Annotated in this window: 20 protein-coding genes; 12 read left to right on the top strand and 8 right to left on the bottom strand. The window is 76.0% G+C overall.

Annotation, left to right across the window (positions count from 1 at the left end):
* Positions 1-121 precede the first annotated feature (121 nt).
* Both IE305_RS23240 and IE305_RS23235 read right to left on the bottom strand, forming a co-directional pair.
* Positions 122-958, bottom strand: a complete 837-nt coding sequence (locus IE305_RS23240; protein WP_190131623.1) for an SDR family oxidoreductase — start codon at positions 956-958, stop codon at positions 122-124.
* 349 nt (positions 959-1,307) lie between these two features.
* Complete coding sequence (locus tag IE305_RS23235; RefSeq protein ID WP_190131677.1) at positions 1,308-3,794, bottom strand: SpoIIE family protein phosphatase; 2,487 nt, start codon at positions 3,792-3,794, stop codon at positions 1,308-1,310.
* Between the two features lie 242 nt (positions 3,795-4,036).
* Here IE305_RS23235 and IE305_RS23230 point away from each other — a divergent pair, with 242 nt between their 5' ends.
* Positions 4,037-5,509 (top strand): glycoside hydrolase family 47 protein, encoded by a 1,473-nt coding sequence (locus tag IE305_RS23230; protein WP_229891393.1) that lies wholly within the window; start codon positions 4,037-4,039, stop codon positions 5,507-5,509.
* An 18-nt stretch (positions 5,510-5,527) separates the two neighbouring features.
* Here IE305_RS23230 and IE305_RS23225 read toward each other — a convergent pair whose 3' ends face one another.
* The 4 genes from IE305_RS23225 to IE305_RS23210 form a co-directional block, all read right to left on the bottom strand.
* The gene (locus IE305_RS23225; RefSeq protein WP_190131675.1) at positions 5,528-6,262 is read right to left on the bottom strand and encodes a GntR family transcriptional regulator; all 735 of its coding nucleotides are present in this window, start codon (positions 6,260-6,262) and stop codon (positions 5,528-5,530) included.
* A 105-nt stretch (positions 6,263-6,367) separates the two neighbouring features.
* Entirely contained in the window at positions 6,368-6,700 is a 333-nt protein-coding gene (locus tag IE305_RS23220; RefSeq protein WP_190131622.1) for a hypothetical protein, read from the bottom strand.
* Positions 6,701-6,819: 119 nt separating this feature from the next.
* Positions 6,820-8,424: a hypothetical protein gene (locus tag IE305_RS23215; RefSeq protein WP_190131621.1), complete on the bottom strand. Its 1,605-nt coding sequence runs from the start codon at positions 8,422-8,424 to the stop codon at positions 6,820-6,822.
* 307 nt (positions 8,425-8,731) lie between these two features.
* Positions 8,732-8,935, bottom strand: coding sequence for a CsbD family protein (locus IE305_RS23210; protein WP_190131620.1), 204 nt, complete (start codon positions 8,933-8,935; stop codon positions 8,732-8,734).
* Between the two features lie 107 nt (positions 8,936-9,042).
* On the opposite strand from IE305_RS23210, the gene IE305_RS23205 reads away from it, so the two are divergent.
* Positions 9,043-10,011, top strand: a complete 969-nt coding sequence (locus tag IE305_RS23205) for an LLM class F420-dependent oxidoreductase (protein ID WP_190131619.1) — start codon at positions 9,043-9,045, stop codon at positions 10,009-10,011.
* Between the two features lie 34 nt (positions 10,012-10,045).
* On the opposite strand, the gene IE305_RS23200 is transcribed toward IE305_RS23205, so the two are convergent.
* Entirely contained in the window at positions 10,046-10,723 is a 678-nt protein-coding gene (locus IE305_RS23200) for an HhH-GDP family DNA glycosylase (protein ID WP_190131618.1), read from the bottom strand.
* Entirely contained in the window at positions 10,723-12,858 is a 2,136-nt protein-coding gene (locus tag IE305_RS23195; protein WP_190131617.1) for a catalase, read from the bottom strand. The genes IE305_RS23200 and IE305_RS23195 overlap by 1 nt, the downstream gene beginning before the upstream one ends.
* 295 nt (positions 12,859-13,153) lie before the next feature.
* Here IE305_RS23195 and IE305_RS23190 point away from each other — a divergent pair, with 295 nt between their 5' ends.
* From IE305_RS23190 to IE305_RS23145, 10 genes are all read left to right on the top strand, one after another.
* Positions 13,154-14,128 carry a UDP-glucuronic acid decarboxylase family protein gene (locus IE305_RS23190; protein WP_190131616.1) on the top strand — a complete coding sequence of 325 codons (975 nt, stop codon included), beginning with the start codon at positions 13,154-13,156 and terminating at the stop codon, positions 14,126-14,128.
* Positions 14,129-14,189: 61 nt separating this feature from the next.
* Complete coding sequence (locus IE305_RS23185) at positions 14,190-15,839, top strand: carbamoyltransferase family protein (RefSeq protein WP_190131615.1); 1,650 nt, start codon at positions 14,190-14,192, stop codon at positions 15,837-15,839.
* Complete coding sequence (locus tag IE305_RS23180; protein ID WP_229891389.1) at positions 15,836-16,942, top strand: glycosyltransferase; 1,107 nt, start codon at positions 15,836-15,838, stop codon at positions 16,940-16,942. Before IE305_RS23185 ends, IE305_RS23180 begins: the two co-directional genes overlap by 4 nt.
* Complete coding sequence (locus IE305_RS23175; protein ID WP_229891387.1) at positions 16,939-17,526, top strand: D-glycero-alpha-D-manno-heptose-1,7-bisphosphate 7-phosphatase; 588 nt, start codon at positions 16,939-16,941, stop codon at positions 17,524-17,526. Before IE305_RS23180 ends, IE305_RS23175 begins: the two co-directional genes overlap by 4 nt.
* A complete protein-coding gene (locus tag IE305_RS23170; RefSeq protein WP_190131614.1) occupies positions 17,523-18,572 on the top strand; it encodes a glycosyltransferase family 9 protein in 1,050 nt (349 codons plus the stop codon). Before IE305_RS23175 ends, IE305_RS23170 begins: the two co-directional genes overlap by 4 nt.
* Positions 18,569-19,531 (top strand): glycosyltransferase, encoded by a 963-nt coding sequence (locus tag IE305_RS23165; protein ID WP_190131613.1) that lies wholly within the window; start codon positions 18,569-18,571, stop codon positions 19,529-19,531. The genes IE305_RS23170 and IE305_RS23165 overlap by 4 nt, the downstream gene beginning before the upstream one ends.
* Complete coding sequence (locus IE305_RS23160) at positions 19,528-20,748, top strand: glycosyltransferase (RefSeq protein WP_190131612.1); 1,221 nt, start codon at positions 19,528-19,530, stop codon at positions 20,746-20,748. Before IE305_RS23165 ends, IE305_RS23160 begins: the two co-directional genes overlap by 4 nt.
* A complete protein-coding gene (locus IE305_RS23155; protein WP_190131611.1) occupies positions 20,745-21,359 on the top strand; it encodes a D-sedoheptulose-7-phosphate isomerase in 615 nt (204 codons plus the stop codon). The genes IE305_RS23160 and IE305_RS23155 overlap by 4 nt, the downstream gene beginning before the upstream one ends.
* A complete protein-coding gene (gene rfaE2, locus IE305_RS23150; protein WP_190131610.1) occupies positions 21,356-22,813 on the top strand; it encodes a D-glycero-beta-D-manno-heptose 1-phosphate adenylyltransferase in 1,458 nt (485 codons plus the stop codon). The genes IE305_RS23155 and rfaE2 overlap by 4 nt, the downstream gene beginning before the upstream one ends.
* Positions 22,810-23,025, top strand: coding sequence for a DUF6480 family protein (locus IE305_RS23145; RefSeq protein WP_190131609.1), 216 nt, complete (start codon positions 22,810-22,812; stop codon positions 23,023-23,025). The genes rfaE2 and IE305_RS23145 overlap by 4 nt, the downstream gene beginning before the upstream one ends.
* Positions 23,026-23,049 lie beyond the last annotated feature (24 nt).

Raw genomic sequence — 23,049 nt, 5'->3', positions numbered from 1 at the left:
AGTCGTCACCTCGCATCACAGCGCCGGGCCCCGGAACGGGCACAGGCGGAAACTCCGAACAGGGTAAAGGCCCCCCGGCGTCGATGCAACGCGATTTCGGTAGGTGACGCGGGGCGGTTGCTCAGACCCGGCGCCAGTCGTCCGAGGCGAGGTGCGAGCCGGCCATGGGGCCCATGCGCAGCATGCCGCCGTCCACGGCCCACGAGGCGCCGGTGACGTAGCCGGAGTCCGGGCCGCACAGGAATGCGACGACCGCGGCCACCTCCCGGGCGTCGCCAGGGCGGCCGAGCGGTACGCCGGGCCGGGGCCGGGTGCGTACGTCGACGTCCTCCTGCCCGGTCATGGGGGTGGCGATCTCGCCGGGCGCGACCGCGTTGACGGTGATGCCGTGCTCGGCCAGTTCCAGCGCCATGACCTGGGTCAGCAGGCCCAGGCCGCCCTTGGCGGCGCAGTAGGGCGCGGCCCCGACGCGCGGCTGGTGCTCGTGGACGCTGGTGATGTTGACGATCCGGCCGCCTCCGCCCTGCCGGATCATGTGCCGGGCGGCGCGCTGGGCGCACAGCAGCGGGCCGGTGAGGTCGACGTCGAGCACCTGGCGCACGGTGTCCAGGTCCAGGTCGAGGAATGGTGTGGCCGTGCCGGTGCCGGCGTTGTTGACCAGCACGTCGAGCCGGCCGAGTTCGCCCGCCAGGTGGTCGACGACGTCCGCGGCGGCGGGCAGGTCGGTGAGGTCCAGCCGGGCCACCACGGCCCGCCGGCCGGCGGCGCGCACCTCTGCGGCGGTCTCCTCGGCGCCCTCCCGGTCGCTGTGCCAGGTGATGCCGACGTCCAGGCCGTCGCGCGCCAGCCGTACCGCCGTGGCCCGGCCGATGCCGGAGTCGGCGCCGGTGACCACGGCGGCGCGGGTGACGGGGTGCCCGGGGTGCCCGGGTGCGGTGGTCTCCGGTGCTGCGCTCATGTTCCTCCCTCGGTCGTCCTTCCGGTCGTCGCCCGTGCGGCCATCGTCCGCCGTCCGCCGCCGCGATCCGAACACCGCGGGAACGGCGCACCGGGCCGCGCCCCCGTACGGGCGACTTCACGCTTGCCCGGGTCCTGGCCGGGCAAGCGTCCCTGCGGCCGGGCCGATGAACGGACAACCAGTGGATCGATGAACGGATTAGAGGTACTTCGATGCGCAGTACCGCTGTCATGACCCTCGGGACCGCCGCCGTGCTCGGGCTGCTCGGCGGCCCGTCCGCCGGCACGGGGAAGGGCGGGGAGCGCCCCGCCGCACCCCGGCGGCCGGAGCCGCGCCCGCCGGCCGCGGGTCAGATGTCCGAGAGGTCCCAGAGCTCGTCCCCCAGCTGACCGGAGAGGTCGGGCAGGGCCGGCGCGACGGGCTGCTCGGTCCACACCGTCTTGCCCTCCCGGCCGTACCGGGTGCCCCACCGCTCGGTCAGCTGGGCCACCAGGAACAGGCCCCGGCCGCCCTCGTCGGTGCTGCGGGCGCGGCGCAGGTGGGGCGCGGTGTTGCTGGGGTCGGAGACCTCGCAGATGAGCCGGGGGCCGCGGATGAGCCGTACGGTGACGGGGCCGCCCGCGTACCGGTAGGCGTTGGTGACGAGCTCGCTGACGATGAGCTCGGTGCTGAAGACCATCTCCTCCAGCTGCCAGTCGGTCAGCTGGCGGGAGGCCAGCTCGCGGGCGCGGGCGGCGGAGCCGGGCTCGCCGGGGAGCGTCCAGCTGGCCACACGGTCGGCGCCGAGGGTGCGGGTACGGGCGAGCAGCAGGGCCACGTCGTCGGTGGGGCGGGCGGGCAGCAGCGCCTCCACGACGGCCTTCGAGGTGTCGGCGAGGGAGCGGTCCGGGACGCCCAGCTCGCGGGCGAGCCCGGCGAGGTTGTCGTCGACGTCGCTGCCCCGCGTCTGGATCAGCCCGTTGGTGTAGAGGGCCAGCAGGCTGCCCTCGGGCAGGCACACCTCGGCGGCCTCGAAGGGCAGCCCGCCCAGGCCGAGCGGGGGCCCGGCGGGCAGGTCGGGGAGGGTCACCCGGCCGTCGGGGGTGACGACGATGGGCACGGGGTGGCCGGCGCGGGCCAGGCACAGGCAGGCGGTGACGGGGTCGTAGACGGCGTAGAGGCAGCTGGCGCCGGTCACCTGGTCGGTGGAGTACTGCTCGCTGTACGCCTCCTGTTCCTCGGCCAGCCGGTGCACGAGGTCGTCGAGGTGGGAGAGCACCTCCTCGGGTTCCAGGTCGAGGTCGGCGAGGGTGTGCACGGCGGTGCGCAGCCGGCCCATGGTGGCGGCGGCGTCGACGCCGTGGCCGATGACGTCGCCGACGACGAGGGCGACGCGGGCGCCGGAGAGGGGGATGACGTCGAACCAGTCGCCGCCCACGCCCTCGACGGCGCCGGCGGGGATGTACTGGTGGGCGACCTCGGCGGCGGGCAGCTGGGGGATGTCGCCGGGCAGCAGCCGGCGCTGGAGGGTGAGGGCCGACTGGTGTTCGCGGGTGTAGCGGCGGGCGTTGTCGATGCAGACGGCGGCGCGGGCGGCGAACTCCTCGGCGAGGGTGAGGTCGTCGGCCTCGAAGGCGTCGGGGCGGTCGGCCCGCCACAGGGAGAGGAAGCCGAGGACGAGGCCGCGGGCGGTGAGCGGCACCATCATCGTGGAGTGGACGCCGAGGGCGCGGGCGCCCTCGGCGCGGTCCTGGGCCACGGCGGCCATGCCGTCGGGTCCCTCGATGCGGGAGACGAGGACGGACTGCTGTCCGGCCAGGCAGCGGCGCTGGGCCGAGCCGTCGGGAAAGTCGACGAGCTCGCCGACAGCGTGGAGCACGTTCTCGGCGCCCGGTACGACGGAGGCGAGCGCCGTGCGGCAGACGCGGCCCAGCCCGTCCTGGCCGGGTTCCTCGCCGCGGGTGACGGGTTCCAGGAGGTCGACGGTGGCGCAGTCGGCGAGCTGGGGCACGACGGCGCCGGCCAGTTCGCGGGCGGTGGCCGGGACGTCCAGGGTGGTGCCGATGCGGGCGCCGGCCTCGTTGAGGAGGGCGAGCCGCAGCCGGGCCCGGTGCCGTTCGGTGACGTCCTCCACGAGCTGGGTGACGCCGAGGACCTTGCCCGCCGAGTCCTCCATGCGGAAGGCGGAGACGGAGACGTAGAGCTCCTGGGAGGGGTCGGAGCGCAGCCGGCAGGCCTGCTCGGTGAAGATCATCGGGCGTCCGGTGTCCAGCACCTTGCGCAGCCGCCGCTCGACGGTCTCGGCGTCCTCGGTGACGAGGAAGTCGCCGGCGCGCCGGCCGCGGGTCTGTTCGGGGCGGATGCCACCGATGTGCGCAACGGCCCGGTTGACGCGCAGGATGCTCAGGTCGGGGGCGTGCACGACCAGGCCGATCGGGGAGCGGCGGAACAGCCCGTCGAGGACGGAGCGGTCGGTCTCCCACTGGGCGACCTCGTCGGCGGGGGCGCCGACGACGAACCACTCGCGCCGGCCGCCGCCCCGGTCGACGAGGCGGACGCGCAGCCCCAGGTGGATGCGTTCGCCGTCGCGGCGGACGACGGGCAGCACGCCGAACCCGCCGGGGTCCTCCGTGCACGCGCGCGCGGCGCGGAGGACCTGCTCGCGGTCCTGGGGGGCGACGAGGGTGTCGGTGGCGGGGCGTCCGAGGATGTCCGCGGGCCGGTGGCCCAGCAGGCCCTGCGCCCGTCCGCCCCAGCCGACGACCGTGCCGTGGCCGTCGAGCACCGCCCAGGCCGAGCGGCTCAGCGAGAAGGGGTCCTCGGGGCCCTCGGAGAACAGCGTCACCGGTCCGTCCATCACCACCCTCGCCTTCTCGCCGCCGCACGCGTCCCGGCCGGCTCCCGGGTCCGGCACGCGCCGGGACAATCCTCGGCCGGGCCGGGGGCGGGCGCACCCGGTCGCGGCCGAACGAGGCACGGCCGCCGGGTGCGGCGGGCCGGCGCGCCGCGCCTTCCGGGCGGGCCGGGCGGGCGGCCCCATACTGCGATCACCGTCCCCGTGCCCGAGCCCTTGTCGCCCCTGTTCAGGAGGGCCGCCGCGTGCTGATCCGTACTCCGTCCGCCGCCCCGACGACCCGTCGCCGGCTGCTGCGCGCCCTGGTGGCCGCGGGCGGGCTGGGGGCGTTCGGCGGGGGCGGTACGGCCGCCGCCGCGGTGCCCGTCCGGCCGTCGGTGCCGCCGCCCGCGGGTGAGGGAAGGGGCCGTGCGGCGCCGGAGCCGGACCTGGAGAAGGCCCGGGAGATCCGGGAGGAGTTCCTGCACGCGTGGCGCGGTTACGTGCGGGCCGCCTGGGGGCACGACGAGGTGCTGCCGGTGTCGGGCGGGCACCGGGAGTTCTTCGCGACGGGGCACCCGGTGGGGCTGTCGATCGTGGAGGCGCTGGACACGCACCACCTGATGGGGCTGGACGAGGAGACCGGCCGGTGCGTGGAGTGGATCGAGGACCGGCTGGACTTCGGCATCGACGCCGACTTCCAGGTGTTCGAGGCGACGATCCGCCTGGTGGGCGGGTTGCTGGCGGGCTATCTGGCGACGCGGCGGCGCACCCTGCTGGAGCTGTGCACGGACCTGGCGGACCGGCTGCTGCCGGCCTTCACCTCCTCCCCCACCGGCATGCCCTACCGGTTCGTCAACCTGCGCACGGGGCGGGTCTCGGGGCGGATCGTGCCGCTGGCGGAGGTGGGCACGTACGCGCTGGAGTTCGGGGTGCTGTCGGAGCTGACGGGCGACGGGCGGTACCGGCGCGCGGCGGGGCGGGCGGTGCGGGAGGCGGTGCGGCGGCGGTCGGGGCTGGACCTGCTGGCGACGGCGCTGGACGTGGAGAGCGGCCAGTGGGCGGACCGGGTGGCCATTGCCTTCGACCCGCCGGCCGACTCGTTCTACGAGTACTTGTGGGGCGCGTGGGAGATGTTCGGCGACGAGGAGTGCCGCGACTGGTTCCACCTGCTGACCGACGCGATCGTGCGGCACCAGGCCGAGCGGTCCGACGGCCTGCTGTGGTTCCGGCACGTGGACTTCCGCACCGGTGAGGTCCTCGGCCGGCGCCAGTCGTCGCTGTCGGTGGCGGTGCTGCCGGTGGGCGGGGACAACGCGCTGGCCGCGGACTACTACCGGTCCTGGACGGCCGTGGCGGACCGCCATCCGGTGATCCCCGAGGTGATCGACCACCGGCGGCTCGCGGTGGTGGACCCCGGCAACCAGCTGCGGCCGGAGTACGCCAACTGTGCGTTCGAGCTGTACTGGCAGACCGGCGACCCCTTCTACCGGACCACGGCCTGGCGCTATTTCCGGGGCCTGGTGGCCCACCACCGGGTGCCGGGCGGCTACACGGTCGTGACCGACGCGACGCAGCGGCCGGTGGCCCGGGGCGACCTGTGCCCGGCGTACGTGTTCGCCGAGAACTTCAAGTGGCTGTACCTGCTGTTCGCCGACACGCCGCGGTTCGACTACGCCCACGGCTACCTGAGCACGGAGGGCAAGGCGCTGCGCGGCCTGCGGCGCGGCCGGGCGTGAGGCGCGGCGGGCGGGGCGTCAGCGGGCGCCGGGGATGCGCGCCGTGCGGTACCCGGCGTTCCCGGCCTGCTCCGCCGGCCCGGCGTGCTCGGCGTCCTCGGCCCACAGCGAGCGGATCTTGCCCAGGTGCCGGTTCATGCACGCCTCCACGCCCGCGACGTCCCGGGCGAGCATGAGGTCGAGCAGCTCCAGGTGCTCCTGCGCGGAGGGCAGCAGCTCGCCGCGCTCGTCCAGGCCGGTCAGGCCGTACAGGCGGGAGCGCTTGCGCAGGTCGCCGACGGTCTGGACGAGGCGCTCGTTGCCGGCGTAGCCCAGCAGGGTCAGGTGGAAGCGGCGGTCGGCCTCCAGGTAGCCGGTGAGGTCGTGGTCGCGGGCGGCCCGCACGATCTCCTCGGCGACCGGGCGCAGGGCCTCCAGCTGCTCGTCGGTGGCGGTCTCGGTGACCCGGCAGACGGTCGGCACCTCGATGAGGGTGCGGATCTCGGTGTACTGGTCGAGGTCGCGCTCGTTGACCTCGGTGACCCGGAAGCCCTTGTTGCGGACCGGCTCGACGAGGCCCTCGCGGGCCAGGTCGAGCATCGCCTCGCGCACGGGCGTGGCGGAGACGCCGAAGTCCGCGGCGAGCCCGGGGGCGGAGTAGACCTCGCCGGGGCGGAGTTCACCGGAGATCAGCGCGGCCTGGAGGGCGTTCGCGACCTGGTCGCGCAGCCGCTCCTGGGCGGTGATGAGGGTGCGCTGCTTCAGGTGGCCCATGCCGTTGTCCTCCATGCCTCCGCGGAGGACCAGCGTACAATGTCACGTTGCTCAGAACGGCGCCGGGCGGCGGCCCGGCGCGTGCCGGGCCGCCGTGAGGTCCTGTCAGGCCGCCTGGGTGCGGCCCGCGTCCCCGGCCGCCGGCCGGGGGTGCCGGGCGCTCACGGCGCCCTGGCGCATCATGACGCGCACCATCCGGCAGGTCGGGTCGGACGGCGGGCGCACCCCGATCTGGGCGGCGACCTCGCGGATCCGGCGGTTCGTGGCCCGCTCGGCCCGGTACACGCCGGAGTGCAGCAGCGCTATGGCCAGGCGCATGGCCTTCAGCCGGCGGTTGTGGGACTCGTACCAGGCGCGCGGACGCCCGGCGGGCAGGCGCTTCTTGGGCAGAGTGGGCAGGCCCGGCAGGTCGGGCAGGGGGCTTGCGGCTGCGGCCATGGGCATCCTCCTGATGCGGTCGCGCACGTCGGGCGAACTACCCACGATTTTACTGCCGGGCACTGACAATCGACCCTGGTCAGGCCGTATTTGAGCGGGGGCCGGCGCCGGTCGGCGGGTCAGCCGGAGGGCACCGTGAAGGCGGCCGGTGCGGTGGTGTTGCCGGCATTGTCGGAGCCGATGGCGCAGTACGTCCAGGGGCCCTGCGACGCCTTCAGCGAGGCGGGGATGTTCAGGTACGGCCGGTAGCCGGCCGGGTCGGCGCAGTCGGTGCCGGCGCGCGGACCGTACTTGACCTGGTAGCCGGTCAGCTCCCACGGGGCGTACACGGGCCGCACCCAGTAGGTGGCGTCGTCACCCTCGCCGAAGTGCTGGGCGTCGATCCTGGGGGCGACGGTGGGCGGGGTGTTGTCCACACGGACGTAGGCGTACGCGGGGTGGGCGAGGGAGGCGGCCCAGGCGGCGCCCTGGAGGGTGGCGTCGGGACCGCCCGCGACGCACAGCACGTGGAGGTTGTCCTGCGCAGGCAGCACCGCGGTGTGCTCCAGGCCGGCGGCCGGTAGGCGGCGGGGAGTGCCGTAGCCCTCGGGCCGGGTGCAGTCGACGGCGCCGAAGGGCCCGGACTTGACGGCCACCCAGGTGGGGCGGGTGCCCTGGCCGGGCGTGATGCGGACGTCCCAGCGGGCGGGCCCGTCGGGGGTGGTGCTGCGGGTCTGGCGGCCGTCGGGGGTGACGGTCACCTGCGTGCCGCGGTCGAGGCGGCAGCCGGTGCGGCGCAGGTCGAACCCGCTGCCGGTCAGGCAGGAGGCGACGGCGTCGACGGGGGTGACGTAGGCGGTGTCGTCCTTGGGCACGACGAGGCCCTCGGCGCTGCCCTCGCAGGGCCGGCCCAGGCCGCAGCCGAGGTAGCCGGGGGTGGCGATGGTGTTGAGCATGCCGACGAGCCGGCCGGTGTCCCCGGCGGTGGTGACCGCGCCGCCGGAGGAGCCGCCGCTGATGCCCAGGCAGTCGGTGCGGGTGGCGTCCTTCCACAGCCAGGTGTGCTCGTGCAGGGCGGGTACGGCGGCGGTCGCCGTGCAGCGGGACTGGCGCAGGTGGCGCCGGCCGTCCTCGATGCCGTCGGAGGGGGCGTGGACGGCGCGCAGGGCGGTGCCGGGCGCGGGCCGGCGGTCGGCCAGGGTCTTGGGGGTGACGTCGAGCTTCGCCAGGTCGCCGTAGGTGGCGTTCAGGCGGAGCAGCGAGACGTCGATGTCCTTCATGGTGGCGTAGAGGACGCGCTCCATGGTGAACGTCTTCTGTTCGGCGACGTTGTCGTGGAAGAAGGCGGGGGTGAACGTCCAGCCCTCGGGCGCAGCCTTGTCGGTGACGACGTCGTTCGTGCCCATGGTGTCGTCGGCGCAGTGCCCGTTGCTGAGGACGAGCGCCTTGGCGGCGGGGTCGGGCCGCCCGCCGGCATGGACGACGGTGGCGCTGCAGGTGGTGCCGCCCCCGCCGACCAGACGCCCGGTGGCGCGGAACCGCCGGCCGTCGGCGGAGCCGGCGTCGAGCAGGGGCGCGGCGTCGGCGGCGGGTGCCGCCTGAAGGGGTGCCGCCTGGGCGGGGGCCGCGCCGGCCGCCGTCAGGCCGGTGGCCAGGAGCCAGGCGGTGCCTGCCGCGAGCGCGGTGCGCACCCGTATCCGCGTCCGTATCCGTATCCGTGTCCGTACCTGGACGGGACTCTTCACGACGATCCTCCTTGATCGCGACCGGCTGGGCGCTCCGCACCCTGGCAGAGGGTGCGGGGCCGCCGCGACGGGAAGGATCTTGTTCTGGACGCCGGACGTCGTGACGGTGCGTGACGGGCCGGTCCACTGGGGACGCGCGCGGACGGGCGGGCAGGCCGGAGCCTGGGGGCGCCCGTCCGGCCGCTCTCACCGTTCGTGACGGAGCGGTTCCGGGCTGCGATCAGGATTGGCGTGAAGAAGCGCCGTCGCCGGCTCGCGGCGACGGCGCTCCGGGCTGTGCGGGGAGGCCGGTGGGGAGGCGTGCAGCCTAGTGCTTCTTCCTGCCGCCGTGCTTGGCCCCGTGCTTGGCGCCGTGCCGCACCTTCTCCATGGCCTCGTGCAGCTCGCCCTTGACCCTCTCGATCCGGCCCTCGGTCTGCATCTTCCGGTCACCGGTGGTCCGGCCGGTGCCCTCCTTGAGCCGGCCCCTGGTCTGCTGGACCTTGGCCTTCGCCCTGTCCTTGGCGCTCATGCCACGCACTCCCTTCCAGCGACGTCGTCTCCCGGGTGTCCACCTCCCAGTGTCCTCCCGGCGGCGGAGGGGCGCATGCCGCGCAACCGCCGGGGAACTCGTCGGCCATGGTGCGATACGGCTACACGATGATGACCGAGCAGGCCGGCCCCCGGGAGCTGGTGGACCACGTGGTGGGCGCGGAGAAGGCCGGGTTCGACTTCTCCGTGATCTCCGACCACTACTTCCCGTGGCTGGCCTCCCAGGGGCACTCCCCCAACGCGTGGGCGGTGCTCGGCGCCGCCGCGCAGGCCACCTCCCGCATCCCCCTGATGACGTACGTGACCTGCCCGACCACCCGGTACCACCCGGCCCTGGTCGCGCAGCAGGCCGCCACCGTGCAGCTGCTGTCGCGGGGGCGGTTCCGGCTGGGGCTGGGGTCCGGCGAGAACCTCAACGAGCACGTGGTGGGCGGCGGCTGGCCGCGCGCCGGGGTCCGGCTGGAGATGCTGGAGGAGGCGGTGGAGATCATCCGCGCGCTGTTCGAGGGGAAGACCCTCAACCACCGCGGGCCGCACTTCGACGTCGAGCACGCCAAGCTGTGGGACCTGCCCGATCCGGTGCCGCCGATCGGCATCGCCGTCTCCGGCGACGTCTCGTGCAGGCTCGCCGGCCACCTGGCCGACCTGGTGATCGCCACAGAGCCGCGCAAGGAGCTGCTGGAGGCGTTCGACCGGCACGGCGGTGCGGGCAAGCCCCGGGTGGGGCAGCTGCCGGTGTGCTACGACCCGGACCGCGACGCGGCGATCGAGCGGGCCCACGACCAGTTCCGCTGGTTCGGGCTGGGCTGGCCCGTCAACTCCGAGCTGCCGCACGACACCGCCTTCGCCTCGGCCACGCAGTTCGTCTCCAAGGACGACGTGGCGCAGTCGATCCCCTGCGGGTCGAAGGTGGACGACTTCGTCGAGGCCGTCCGCCCGTACACGGAGGCGGGGTTCACGGAGGTGGCCCTGGTCCAGATCGGGGGCGGCCACCAGGAGCCGTACCTGAAGTGGGCCGAGGAGGAACTGCTGCCGGCGCTGCGCGAAGGGCTCTGAGCAGCGGCGGCACAGGGCGAGGGGGCCGTCGGCGTCAGCCGGCGGCCCCCTCGCCCAGCTCGCCGTGCACGTCCTCGACGACGGTCTTGTCCAGCGCCGCCCGCACCAGTGCCGCGGCCAGTCGTGGTGCATCCGCGCGGCCGGTCAGCCCCGCCAGTTCCTCCGGGTCCGCGGGCAGGCCCAGCCGTTCGGCGCCCTGCAGCGCCTTGCCGTCGAAGGCCGGGTGGGCCTCGGGCCAGACGCCCTGCACCTCGCGCAGGAAGATGTCCGCGCCGGCCGGCCCCAGCCCGGGGATCTCCTGGAGCACCTCGCGCAGCGCCGCCACGTCGCCGCCCGCCTTCTCGCGCATGCGGCGCACGTCGCCGCCGTAGTGGTCCAGCAGCAACTGCGCGCCGTCGCCCAGCTGGGTGGCGGTGCGTTCGTCGTAGCGGCGGTAGCCGCCCGCGCCGAGGGCGTCGACGCGCTGCTGCCAGCTCGCCCGGACCATGGCGCGCGGGTCCTTCAGGCCCGCGTCGGCCAGTGCGCGGGCCGTGGCCACGGCGACCGACGCCCTGATCCGGGCGCTGAGCAGGCAGGCCAGGACGAGGAGGCGGTACAGCGGCTGCGGCTTGTCCGCGACCGTGATGCCCGCCTCCTCGGCGTACGTCCGTCCGTGGGTGCGCAGCAGCGCCCGGACGGTGTCCCGGCCGGCGGCGGACGCCGAGGCCGCCATCAGCCGAGCAGGCCGGGGCGGTGCGGGAAGCGGTGCAGCTCCAGGGCCGCGGCGAGGGCGTCGGCCAGATCGGCCGGGGAGGCGGTGCCGTTGCCGGTGAGGATGCCGTAGTCGGGGGCCGACTCGCCGAGCACCAGGGCCTCGGGCAGGTTCGCCTCGGTCAGCACCCGGGTGCCCTCGCCGAGCGCGGCGACGGGCTTGCCGTGCCGGTACGTCTCCTCCACGAACCGTACGGCCGCGGGGTCGGCCGCCAGCGTGGTCACGGCCTCCTTGCCGTCGGGGACGAGGACGGCGTCGTAGAGCACCGAGGCCATGGTGGGCAGCGCCCGGTCCACGGACAGCGTGCCGTTGCCGTTGCCCGCGGCCTGCACGGTGCCGTCCCGGGCCGCCAGGACTTCCACGATCGCGCCCTTGGCGGTCAGCCGCTCGCGCACCGCCTCGACCTGCCCGGCGTCCGTGCCGTCGGCGGCCAGGACGGCCACCTTGCGGGTCCGGATGCCCTGCGTGCCGCGCAGGTTCTCCTGGCTGAGGGCGGGCGAGGAGGCGGTGCTGATGCTGTCGGCCGGCTGCGGGGCGGGCACGCCGATGCCCTCGGCGACGAGGGCGGCCAGGTCGCCGTTGACGTGGGCGAGGTTGCCGGTCATGCGTTCGCGCACCTGGACGGAGTTCACCTTGCCCAGCTCGAAGCGGAACGCCTCCACGATGTGCCGCTGCTCCCAGTCGGACATGCTGTTCCAGAACATCGCGGCCTGGCTGTAGTGGTCCTGGAAGCTCTCGCTGCGCATGCGGATCTTGTCGCCGTCGACCTTCTCCGCGTAGTGCCGGAAGACGCCCCGGCCGCCGCCGGCCCCGGCGTGCGCCGGGCAGCCGCCGCCCAGGGAGTTGGGGAAGTAGTTCGTGCCCGGGTGGATGACCTGCTGGCCGAAGCCGTCCCGGTGGTTGTGGTGCACGTCCGCCACCGGCCGGTTCACCGGCAGCTGGCTGAAGTTGGGCCCGCCCAGCCGGATCAGCTGGGTGTCCAGGTAGGAGAAGTTGCGGCCCTGGAGCAGCGGGTCGTTGGTGAAGTCGATGCCAGGCACCACGTTGGCCGTGTGGAAGGCCACCTGCTCGGTCTCGGCGAAGAAGTTGTGCGGGTTGCGGTTGAGCACCATGCGGCCCACGGGCCGCACCGGCACCAGCTCCTCGGGGATGATCTTCGTGGCGTCCAGCAGGTCGAAGTCGAAGGAGAACTCGTCCTTCTCCGGTACCAGCTGCACGCCCAGTTCCCACTCGGGGTACGCGCCGGCCTCGATGGCCTCCCACAGGTCCCGCCGGTGGAAGTCGGGGTCGCGGCCCGCCGTGATCTGCGCCTCGTCCCACACCTGCGAGTGCACGCCCAGCAGCGGCTTCCAGTGGAACTTCACGAAGGTGCCGCGCCCCTCCGCCGTGACGAAGCGGAAGGTGTGCACGCCGAAGCCCTGCATCATCCGGAAGCTGCGCGGGATCGCGCGGTCGGACATCAGCCACATCAGCATGTGCGTGGACTCCGGCTGCAGGGAGCAGAAGTCCCAGAACGTGTCGTGCGCGGAGGCGCCGGTGGGCATCTCGTTGTGCGGCTCCATCTTCACCGCGTGCACGAAGTCGGGGAACTTGATGGCGTCCTGGATGAAGAACACCGGGATGTTGTTGCCGACCAGGTCGTAATTGCCCTCGCGGGTGTAGAACTTGGTGGCGAAGCCGCGCACGTCGCGCACGGTGTCGGCGGAGCCGCGCGGCCCCTGCACGGTGGAGAAGCGGACGAAGACGGGCGTGCGGCGGCCGGCCTCGGAGAGGAAGTCGGCGCAGGTGTGGTCGGCGAGCGAGTCGTACGTCTCGAAGTAGCCGTAGGCGCCGGCGCCGCGGGCGTGCACGACGCGCTCGGGGATCCGCTCGTGGTCGAAGTGGGTGAGCTTCTCCCGGTTGTGGAAGTCCTCCAGCAGCGTGGGGCCGCGGGCGCCGGCGCGCAGCGCGTTGTCCGTGTCGTCGACGCGTACCCCCTGGTCGGTGGTGAGCGCGTCGGAGCGGGGCGCCGCGCGGAAGCGGTCCAGCTGCTCGTCCTTGACGTCCCGGGGTGCCGGGCTGCCGCCGCGGCCTGCTGACTCCTGGTGAGCGGACACGCGTCCACGTCCTTCCGTCGCTACGTCCTGTGCCCTTCAGGCTCACCCGCGTGCCCGGGCCCGGCAAACCGAAACCCGGGCCGCGGCCGGGCGTTCCCCGGGCGGACCGTCCCGAGTGGAGGGCCACCCCGCGGTGTGCGACGCTGCTCACTGAGTCGTTTCGGCTACGGGTGGTCAAGAAGCGCCCGTCCGGCAGGGGCGTCCGGCGATGGGCCGGCAGGAGTTCCCCGGGACGTGGGCCGGCCGCCGCCAATTCCATCGGGCTTCCCCCCGGGAGCGGCGAAGGAGTGTGATCATGGACGAACGACGCTGGAACCGTGCGGTCATCACGGGAGGGGCCGGCTTCGTCGGATCCCACCTGTGCGAACGGCTCCTCGCCGAGGGGTGCGAGGTGGTCTGCGTGGACAACCTCGTGACCGGCTCCCGCGCCAACGTCGCCCCTCTGGAGCGGCACCCGGGCTTCGTCCTCCTCCAGGCCGACGTCACCCGGACGGGCCTGCTGGAGGGCATCGCGGGCCCGGTGGACCTCGTACTGCACCTCGCCTGCCCGGCCTCCCCCGCCGACTACCTGCGGCTGCCCATCCAGACCCTGGAGGCGGGCAGCAGCGGCACCCGGGCGGCCCTGGAGCTGGCCCGCCGCGAGGGCGCGCGGTTCCTGTTCACCTCGACGTCCGAGGTGTACGGCGACCCGCTGGAGCACCCGCAGCGCGAGCAGTACTGGGGCAACGTCAACCCGATCGGTCCGCGCAGCGTGTACGACGAGTCGAAGCGGTACGCCGAGGCGCTGGTGACGGCCTACCGGCGCACCCACGGCACCGACACCGCCATCGTGCGCCTGTTCAACACGTACGGGCCGCGGATGCGGGCCGGGGACGGCCGGGCCGTGCCCACCTTCATCCGGCAGGCCCTGGACGGCGAGCCGCTGACGGTGGCGGGCGACGGCAGCCAGACCCGGTCGCTGACGTACATCGACGACACGGTCGACGGCATCCTCGCGCTGGCCGCCAGTGGCCTGCCCGGGCCGGTGAACATCGGCAGCGACGAGGAGACCAGCATGCTGGACCTGGCGCAGCGCATCGTGGGCCTCACCGGCTCGGCGTCGACCGTCCGCTTCGTCGACCGGCCCGTGGACGACCCCGCCAAGCGCCGCCCGGACACCTCCACGGCCCGCCGTGAGCTGGGCTGGGAGCCGCGCGTCGACTGCGCCGAGGGCCTGAAGCGGACCGTGGAGTGGTTCATGCGGTCCCTCGTCCCCGGCCCCGGGGCCTGACGGTCCCCCGCCGGCCGGGCGCGCGACGCGGACCCGGCACCCGAAGGAGACGGAGCACGCCATGCGCATCCTCGGAATCAACGCCCTCTTCCACGACCCGGCGGCCGCGCTGGTCGTCGACGGACGGGTCGTCGCGGCCGCGGAGGAGGAGCGGTTCTCCCGGCGGAAGCACGGCAAGAGGCCCGTCCCGTTCGCCGCGTGGGAGCTGCCGCGGCAGTCCGCGCTGTGGTGCCTGGAGCACGCCGGGCTGACCCCGGCCGACCTGGACCTGGTGGGCTACTCGTACGACCCGGCGCTGGCCCGGCCCGCCGGGGAGCTGGGGCTGCACGACCCGTGGGACCACCTGCGGCAGACGTACGCGCGGGAGGCGCCGTCGTTCCTGGCCGAGGCGCTGCCGGGGCTGGACCCGGAGCGGGTGCGGTTCGTGCCGCACCATGTGGCGCACGCCGCCTCGGCGGGGCTGGCGAGCCCGCACCCGGACAGCGCGGTGCTGGTGCTGGACGGGCGCGGCGAGTGCGCCTCGCACCTGGCGGGGCGTTACACCGGCGGGGAGCTGGAGGTGCTGGGCACCCAGGAGCTGCCGCAGTCGCTGGGCCTGGTGTACGAGGAGCTGACCGCGCACCTGGGGTTCCTGCGCAGCAGCGACGAGTACAAGGTGATGGCGCTGGCGGCGTACGGCAAGCCGCGGTTCCTCACCGAGCTGCGGGAGCACGTGCACGCCACGGGCGACGGCGGGTTCCGGGCGCACGCGGTGCCGTGGGCGGCGCTCACCGAGCCGCGCGTGCCGGGTCAGGAGTGGACGCAGGACCACGCGGACCTGGCGGCGAGCACCCAGGTGTGCCTGGAGGAGCTGCTGCTGGACCTGGCGCGGTGGCTGCACGGGCGCACCGGCGCCCGGTCGCTGGCCCTGGCCGGCGGGGTGGCGCTCAACTGCGTGGCGAACTCGCGCATCGCGAACGAGGGCCCGTTCCGCGAGGTGTGGGTGCAGCCGGCCGCCGGCGACGCGGGCACGGCGCTGGGCGCGGCGCTCCAGCTGGCGGCCGCGGACGGGCAGGTGGCCCCGATGCCGGGCGCCGACCTGGGCCGGGGCTGGACCGACGAGGCGCTGCGGGACTGGCTGGAGACGGCGCGGGTGCCGTACGAGCGGCCGCCGGACATCGCCGAGGCGGTGGCGGAGGAGCTGGCGCGGGACGGCATCGTGGCGTGGTTCCAGGGCCGCAGCGAGTACGGACCGCGGGCGCTGGGGCACCGGTCGCTGCTGGCGCACCCGGGCCGCGCGGAGAACCTGGAGCGGCTCAACCACGTGAAGGGGCGGGAGGAGTTCCGGCCGGTGGCGCCGATGGTGCTGGCCGACCGGGCCGCGGACATCTTCGCGGGGCCGCTGCCCAGCCCGTACATGCTCTTCGTGCACGACGTGGCCCGGAACTGGCGGGACCGCATCCCCGCCGTGGTGCACGTGGACGGCACGGCGCGGATCCAGACGGTGGACCCGGCGCGGGAGCCGCTGGTGGCGCGGATGCTGGCGTCGTTCGAGCGGCGCACCAAGCTGCCCGTCGTGGTCAACACCAGCCTGAACACGGCCGGCCGGCCCATGGTCGACGATCCCCGGGACGCGCTGGAGTGCTTCGGCTCGGCGCCGGTGGACCTGCTGGCGATCGGGCCGTACGCGGTGCGGCGCGGCCGGATGTACGCGGAGCGGGAGGGAGCATGAGCGGGGCCGGGCGCATGAGCGGGGCCGGGAACGCCGGCAGCACGGAGGGCGCCGCGTACGCCGTGGTGGTGCCCACCGTCGGGCGGCCGTGTCTGGCGGACTGTCTGGCGGCGCTGGCCGCGTCGGTGGGCCCGTCGCCCCGGGAGGTCGTCGTGGTGGACGACCGGCCCGGGGGCGGGCACGCCCGTCCGCCGCTGTCCCTGCAGCCGCTGGGGCCGCTGGAGCCGTGCGCGCGGCTGCTGCGCAGCGGCGGCCGCGGACCGGCGGCGGCGCGCAACACCGGCCTGCGGGCGGTGTCGGCGCCCTGGGTGGTCTTCCTCGACGACGACGTGCGGGTGGGCCGGCTGTGGCGCACGGAGGTGCTGCGGGACCTGGTGGCGGCGGGGCCGCGCGTGGGCGGGGTGCAGGGCTCGCTGGAGGTGCCGCTGCCCGCGGACCGGCGGCCCACGGACTGGGAGCGGAACACGGCGGGCCTGGCCGGCGCCCGGTGGGCGACGGCCGACATGGCGTACCGGACGGCGGTGCTGGCGGCGGTGGGCGGCTTCGACGAGCGGTTCCCGCGGGCGTTCCGGGAGGACGCCGACCTGGCGCTGCGGGTGTGCGGCGCGGGCTGGCGGCTGGAGCGGGGCCGGCGGCGGACGCGGCACCCGGTGCGGCCGGCGGGGCGCTGGGCGTCGGTGCGGGCGCAGGCGGGCAACGCCGACGACGCGTTGATGCGGCGGCTGCACGGGCGCGACTGGTGGCGGCGGGCGGAGGCGCCCCGCGGCCGGCTGCGGGCGCACGCGGCGGTCACCGCCGCCGGCGCGCTGGCGCTGGCCCTGGCCCTGGCGCGGCGGCCGGAGGCGGCCGCGCTGGCGGCGCTGAGCTGGGCGCTGGGCACGGCGGAGTTCGCGTGGGCGCGGATCGCGCCGGGGCCGCGCACGGCGGCGGAGGTGGCGGCCATGGTGGCCACCAGCGTGGTGATCCCGCCGGTGGCGGTCTGTCACCGGCTGCGCGGCATGTGGCGGCACCGGTCGGCGCGGCCGCTGCCCGCGGCCCGGCCGGCCCCGGTGGCGGCACCGGCGGCCGTGCGGGCCGTGACGGGGAAGGGAGCGGTCCCGTGAGGAACGACGGTCCAATAGCCGGGCGGCTGCCGGCGGCCGTGCTGTTCGACCGGGACGGCACGCTCATCCGTGACGTGCCGTACAACGGCGACCCGGCGCGGGTGATGCCGGTGGCCGGGGCCCGGTCGGCACTGACGCTGCTGCGCCGGCGGGGCGTGCGGACGGGCGTGGTGACCAACCAGTCGGGGCTCGGCCGGGGACTGCTGACGTCCGATCAGGTGCGGCGGGTCAACCGGCGGGTGGAGCGGCTGCTGGGGCCGTTCGACGTGTGGGCGGTGTGCCCGCACGGCCCCGACGAGGGGTGCGCGTGCCGCAAACCGGCGCCGGGGCTGGTGCTGCGCGCCGCCCGTGAGCTGGGCGTGGACCCCGCCGACTGCGTGGTGATCGGCGACATCGGCAGCGACATGGAGGCGGCGCGGGCGGCCGGGGCCCGCGGGGTGCTGGTGCCGACGCGCGCCACCCGCCGCGAGGAGGTGCTGCGCGCCGAGTGGCGGGCGGCGGACCTGCCGGCGGCGGTGCACGCCGTGCTCGCCGCGGCGGCGCGGCCCGTGGCGGTCCCGGCGGTGGAGGGAGGCCCGCGGTGAGAGCGCTGGTGGCGCGGATGGACAGCTTCGGCGACGTGCTGCTCGCCGGGCCGGCGGTCCGTGCCGTGGCGGCGCGGGCGCACCACACGACGCTGCTGTGCGGGCCGCTGGGCGAGCCGGCGGCGCGGCTGCTGCCGGGCGTGGACGAGGTGCTGGTGTGGGACGCGCCGTGGGTGGGGTTCGCGCCGCCGGCGGTGGACCGGGCCGGCGTGGAGGGGTTCGTGGCCCGGCTGGCGCAGGCGCCGCCGGACGTGGGGCTGGTGCTGACGTCGTTCCACCAGAGCCCGCTGCCGCTGGCACTGCTGCTGCGCATGGCGGGCGTGGGCCGGCTGGCGGCGGACTGCGAGGACTACCCGGGGGCGCTGCTGGACCTGCGGCACCGCCGGGCCCCGCACCGGCACGAGGTGCGGGCGGCCCTCGACCTGGCCGCGGCGGCCGGTTTCCCGCTGCCGCCCGGCGACGACGGACGGCTGGCGCTGCGCGGGGTGCCGGAGGGCGGCGGCCCGGTGGCGGGCGACGGCTACGTCGTGGTGCACCCGGGGGCGGCGGTGCCGGCCCGGCAGTGGGGCCGGGAGCGGTGCGCGGCGGCGGTACGGGTGCTGGTGCGGGCCGGGTACCGGGTGGTGGTCACCGGCGGCCCCGGCGAGCGGGAGCTGACCGCCGCGGTCGCCGGGGGCGTCGCGGAGGACCTGGGCGGCCGCACCACGCCGGCGGAGCTGGCCGGGGTGCTGGCGCGGGCGGCGGCGGTCGTGGTGGGCAACACCGGCCCGGCGCACCTGGCGGCCGCGGTGGGCACCCCGGTGGTGTCGCTGTTCGCGCCCGTGGTGCCGGCCGAGCGGTGGGCGCCGTACGGGGTGCCGCACGTGCTGCTGGGCGACGAGCGGGCGCCGTGCGCGGGCAGCCGCGCCCGGGAGTGCCCGGTGCCGGGCCACCCCTGCCTGGCCGGGGTCTCGCCGGGGGACGTGCTGGCGGCGGTGGAGAAGCTGACCGGGCGGACGCCCGGCCTGGAGCCGGAACGTACGGAGCGGACGGAGCGGACGTCATGAGGATCCTGCTGTGGCACGTGCACGGTTCGTGGACGACGGCGTTCGTCCAGGGCCCGCACACGTATCTGGTGCCGGTGACCCCCGACCGCGGCCCGGACGGGCTGGGCCGGGCGCGGACCTTCGACTGGCCGGAGTCGGTGGTCGAGGTGGCGCCGGGGCGGCTGCGGGCCGAGGACGTCGACCTGCTGGTGCTGCAACGGCCGCACGAGTTCGAGCTCGCGCGGCGGTGGCTGGGCCGGCGGCCGGGCGTCGACGTGCCGACCGTCTACCTGGAGCACAACGCGCCGGGCGGGAACGTGCCGGACACCCGGCACCCGGCCGCGGGCCGGCCCGGGCTGTCGGTGGTGCACGTGACCCACTTCAACCGGCTGATGTGGGACTGCGGGACGACCCCCACCACCGTCATCGAACACGGCGTGGTCGACCCGGGCCCGCTGTGGACCGGCCGGCTCACCCGGGCCGTGGTGGTGGTCAACGAGCCGCTGCGGCGGGGCCGGACGACGGGCACGGACCTGCTGCCGTACTTCGCGGGCGCCGCCCCGCTGGACGTCTTCGGCATGGGCACCGAGGGCCTGGCCGGCGAGCTGGGCCTGGCCCCGGACCGGTGCCGGGGCCGGGAGCTGGTGCAGCGCGAGCTGCACCGGGCGATGGCGGAGCGCCGGGTGTACCTGCACCCGGTGCGCTGGACGTCCCTGGGGCTCTCCCTGCTGGAGGCCATGCACCTGGGGATGCCGGTGGTGGCGCTGGCCACCACGGAGGTGACCGAGGCGGTGCCGCCCGAGGCGGGCGTCGTCTCCAACCGGCCGGAGGTGCTGCACGACGCCGTGCGCGCCTTCGTCGCGGAGCCGGAACTGGCCCGGGAGACCGGCCGGGCCGCCCGAGCGGCGGCCCTCGGCCGCTACGGGCTGGCCCGGTTCCTGGACGACTGGGACCGGCTGATCAAGGAGGTGACCCGATGAGAATCGCCATGGTGTCCGAGCACGCGAGCCCGCTCGCCGCGCTCGGCGGACCCGACGCGGGCGGGCAGAACGTGTACGTGGCCCGCCTGGCCGGGCTGCTGGCCGAGCGCGGTCACGAGGTGACCGTCTACACCCGCCGGGACGACCCGGTGTCACCGGACCGGGTGCCGCTGCCCTCGGGGGCCGTGGTGGAGCACGTACGGGCCGGCCCGCCGCGGGTGCTGCCCAAGGACGACCTGTTCGCGCACATGCCGGCGTTCGGCGCCCACCTGGCGCGGGCCTGGCGGACGTGGCGGCCGGACGTGGTGCACGCGCACTTCTGGATGTCCGGCGCCGCGGCGCTGGCGGGCGCGCGGGACCTGGGCGTGCCCGTGGTGCAGACCTACCACGCGCTGGGCACCGTGAAGCGGCGTCACCAGGGCGTGGCCGACACCAGTCCGCCGGAGCGGCGGGAGGTGGAGAGACGGATCGGCGCGGCCTGCGCCCGGGTGCTGGCCACCTGCTCGGACGAGGTGCGTGAGCTGGGCCTGATGGGCATCCCGCCGGAACGCTGCTCGGTGGTGCCGTGCGGCGTGGACACCGACCACTTCGCCGCCCGCGGCCGCATCTCCCTGTCCCCGGCGCGCCGCGCCCGGTACCGGCTGCTGACGGTGGGCCGGCTCGTGCCGCGCAAGGGCGTGGACGTGGCGCTCCAGGCGCTGCGGCGCGTCCCGGACGCCGAGCTGGTGGTGGCGGGCGGGCCGCCCGCCGACGGGCTGGCCAGGGACCCGGAGGCGCAGCGGCTGCTGGAGCTGGCCCGCCGGCTGCGGGTGGCGGACCGGCTGGTGCTGCTGGGCTGCGTGCCGCACGAGGACGTGCCGGCGCTGATCCGCAGCGCGGACGTGGTGCTGTGCACCCCGGCGTACGAGCCGTTCGGCATCGTGCCGCTGGAGGCGATGGCGTGCGGGGTGCCGGTGGTGGCGACCGACGTGGGCGGGCACCGGGACACGGTGGCGCACGGCGGGACGGGGCTGCTGGTGCCGCCGGGCCGGCCGACGGTGCTGGGCGACGCGGTGCGGGAGCTGCTGGAGTGCCCCGAGCGGCTCGACGCGTACGGGCGGGCCGGGCGGCGGCGCGCCGTGACACGGTACACCTGGCAGCGGGTCGCCGACGGGGTGGAGCACGTGTACGACCGCGTCGTCCTGCCCGCCCCCGTACCGTCAGGAGCCCCGCGATGACCGTCACCCGTGTCAACGGCCACCGGGCGCCGGTGGCGCCGGACGACCACTGCGGGCGGCTGCTGACCGCCCTGGAACGGTTCCGGCAGGAGGAGGCGGCCACCGCCCGGCGGTGGGGCGTCCGGCTGGCAGCCGTGCTGGGCGCGGGCGGGCGGCTGCTGGCCGCCGGCAACGGCGGCAGCGCGGCCCAGGCCCAGCACCTGACGGCCGAGCTGGTGGGCCGCTACCGCGAGGACCGGGCGCCGTTCTCCGCGATCGCCCTGCACGCCGACACCTCCAGCTGCACCGCCATCGTCAACGACTACGGGGCCGGCCAGCTGTTCGCCCGTCAGGTGCGGGCGCACGCCCGGCCCGGCGACGTCCTGGTGCTGCTGTCGACCAGCGGGCGCAGCGACAACCTGCTGCGCGCGGCGGCGGCCGGCCGGGAGTCGGGGGCGGACGTGTGGGCGCTCACCGGGCCCGCGCCCAACCCGCTGGCGGAGGCGGGCCACGACCGGCTGTGCGTGGAGGCCGCCACCACCGCGACCGTGCAGGAGCTGCACCTGGTGGCGGTGCACATGATGTGCGCGGCCTTCGACGCGGCGCTGGGTGTCGCCGAGGGGGCGCCGTGAGGGCCGCGGCGCCGCTGGTGGTGGTCGGTGACGCGCTGCTCGACCGGGACCTGGTGGGCACGGCGGAGCGGCTGGCGCCGGACGCGCCGGTGCCGGTCCTCGACGACTGCCAGGAGCGGCTGCGGCCGGGCGGCGCCGCGCTCGCGGCGTACCTGGCGGCGCGGGCGGGCCGGGAGGTCACGCTGGTGGCGCCGCTGGGCGACGACGCGGCGGGGCGGCGGCTGCGGGCGATGCTGGAGCCGGTGCTGACGCTGGTGCCGCTGCCGCTGGACGGGCCGCAGGCGGAGAAGACCCGGGTGATGGCGGACGGGCGGCCGGTGGTGCGCCTGGACCGGGGCACGGGCCGGGCGGCGGGCGTCACGGACGCGGCCCGCCGGGCGCTGGCCGGGGCGCCGGCCGTGCTGGTGGCGGACTACGCGCGGGGCGCCGCCGACGTGCTGCGCGACGAACTGGCGGCGCGGGCGCCGCACACGGCGCTGGTGTGGGACCCGCACCCGCGGGGCCGGCCCCCGGTGCCGGGGGCACGGCTGGTGACCCCCACCGGGGAGGAGGCGCGCCGCTTCGCCGGTCCGGACGCGGCCGACGGGGACGAGCTGGCCGCGGTGGCGCGGACGGCCGCCGCGCTGGTCCGCCGCTGGGGCGCGGTGGGCGTGGCGGTGACGCTGGGCGCCCGCGGGGCGCTGCTGTGCCAGGGCGACGGTCCGCTGTTCGTCCCGGCGGCGGCCCGGCACGGCGGCGACGCCTGCGGGGCCGGCGACTGCTTCGCGGCCACGGCGGCGGGGCTGCTGGGCGACGGCGTGCTGCCGGCGGAGGCGGTGCAGGGCGCGGTGGCGGCGGCCACGCGGTACGTGGCCGAGGGCGGCGCGCTGACGGCCGCGCCCGGGGCCGCGCCGGACGGCGCGGGCGGCGCCGGGGGCGGCGACGGGGACGCCGCGGCGGGCGGGGACGCGCTGCGGCTGGCCGAGCGGGTGCGCGCGGCGGGCGGCACGGTGGTGGCGGCCGGCGGCTGCTTCGACCTGCTGCACGCCGGGCACGTCAGCCTGTTGCAGCAGGCCCGCGGCATCGGCGACTGCCTGATCGTGTGCCTCAACTCCGACGCCTCGGTGCGCCGCCGCAAGGGCCCCGGGCGGCCCATCAACCCGCTGGCCGACCGGGTGCGGGTGCTGCGGGCGCTCCAGTGCGTGGACGCCGTGGCGGTGTTCGACGAGGACACGCCCGAACGACTGCTGGCCGGACTGCGGCCGCACATCTGGGTCAAGGGCGGCGACTACGCCGTCGGCCAGCTTCCCGAGGCGGCCCAGCTGGCCTCGTGGGGCGGGCAGGCGGTGCTGCTGCCGTATCTGGACGGGCGGTCCAGCACCCTGCTGGCCACCCGGGCCGCGGACAGCCTGGGCACCGGCGGCGGGCAGGACCCGTACGCAGGGCACGGACAGGAAGGGCAGGTCCCACCATGACCGCACCGCAGCCGGGCCCCGACCCGGACCGCATCCCCCGGGGCGGCCCGCCGGCGGAGACGCCGCCGGGCGAGGGCAGCCTCTCCGAGGCCGGGCCCAAGCAGCCCTACGACCGCGTCAAGCGGTGGGGGGCGATCCCCTGCCTGCTGATCACCGTGCTGTTCATCCTGGTGATCGTGGTGCTGGTGATCCTGGTGGCCGTCGGCACCTGACCGCCGGACGGCCGGCCGCCGGGT

It is taken from the genome of Streptomyces mashuensis (genome assembly GCF_014654785.1).
GTDB lineage: Bacteria > Actinomycetota > Actinomycetes > Streptomycetales > Streptomycetaceae > Streptomyces > Streptomyces mashuensis.
This window is presented reverse-complemented; position numbering and strand designations above follow the sequence as displayed.

Excerpts from the sequence above, each read along its gene's own strand:
- IE305_RS23240 (WP_190131623.1), bottom strand. The coding sequence starts at position 958 with ATGAGCGCAGCACCGGAGACCACCGCACCCGGGCACCCCGGGCACCCC.
- IE305_RS23235 (WP_190131677.1), bottom strand. The coding sequence starts at position 3,794 with ATGGACGGACCGGTGACGCTGTTCTCCGAGGGCCCCGAGGACCCCTTC.
- IE305_RS23225 (WP_190131675.1), bottom strand. The coding sequence starts at position 6,262 with ATGGGCCACCTGAAGCAGCGCACCCTCATCACCGCCCAGGAGCGGCTG.
- IE305_RS23220 (WP_190131622.1), bottom strand. The coding sequence starts at position 6,700 with ATGGCCGCAGCCGCAAGCCCCCTGCCCGACCTGCCGGGCCTGCCCACT.
- IE305_RS23210 (WP_190131620.1), bottom strand. The coding sequence starts at position 8,935 with ATGAGCGCCAAGGACAGGGCGAAGGCCAAGGTCCAGCAGACCAGGGGC.
- IE305_RS23205 (WP_190131619.1), top strand. The coding sequence starts at position 9,043 with ATGGTGCGATACGGCTACACGATGATGACCGAGCAGGCCGGCCCCCGG.
- IE305_RS23200 (WP_190131618.1), bottom strand. The coding sequence starts at position 10,723 with ATGGCGGCCTCGGCGTCCGCCGCCGGCCGGGACACCGTCCGGGCGCTG.
- IE305_RS23190 (WP_190131616.1), top strand. The coding sequence starts at position 13,154 with ATGGACGAACGACGCTGGAACCGTGCGGTCATCACGGGAGGGGCCGGC.
- IE305_RS23185 (WP_190131615.1), top strand. The coding sequence starts at position 14,190 with ATGCGCATCCTCGGAATCAACGCCCTCTTCCACGACCCGGCGGCCGCG.
- IE305_RS23180 (WP_229891389.1), top strand. The coding sequence starts at position 15,836 with ATGAGCGGGGCCGGGCGCATGAGCGGGGCCGGGAACGCCGGCAGCACG.
- IE305_RS23165 (WP_190131613.1), top strand. The coding sequence starts at position 18,569 with ATGAGGATCCTGCTGTGGCACGTGCACGGTTCGTGGACGACGGCGTTC.
- IE305_RS23160 (WP_190131612.1), top strand. The coding sequence starts at position 19,528 with ATGAGAATCGCCATGGTGTCCGAGCACGCGAGCCCGCTCGCCGCGCTC.
- IE305_RS23155 (WP_190131611.1), top strand. The coding sequence starts at position 20,745 with ATGACCGTCACCCGTGTCAACGGCCACCGGGCGCCGGTGGCGCCGGAC.
- IE305_RS23145 (WP_190131609.1), top strand. The coding sequence starts at position 22,810 with ATGACCGCACCGCAGCCGGGCCCCGACCCGGACCGCATCCCCCGGGGC.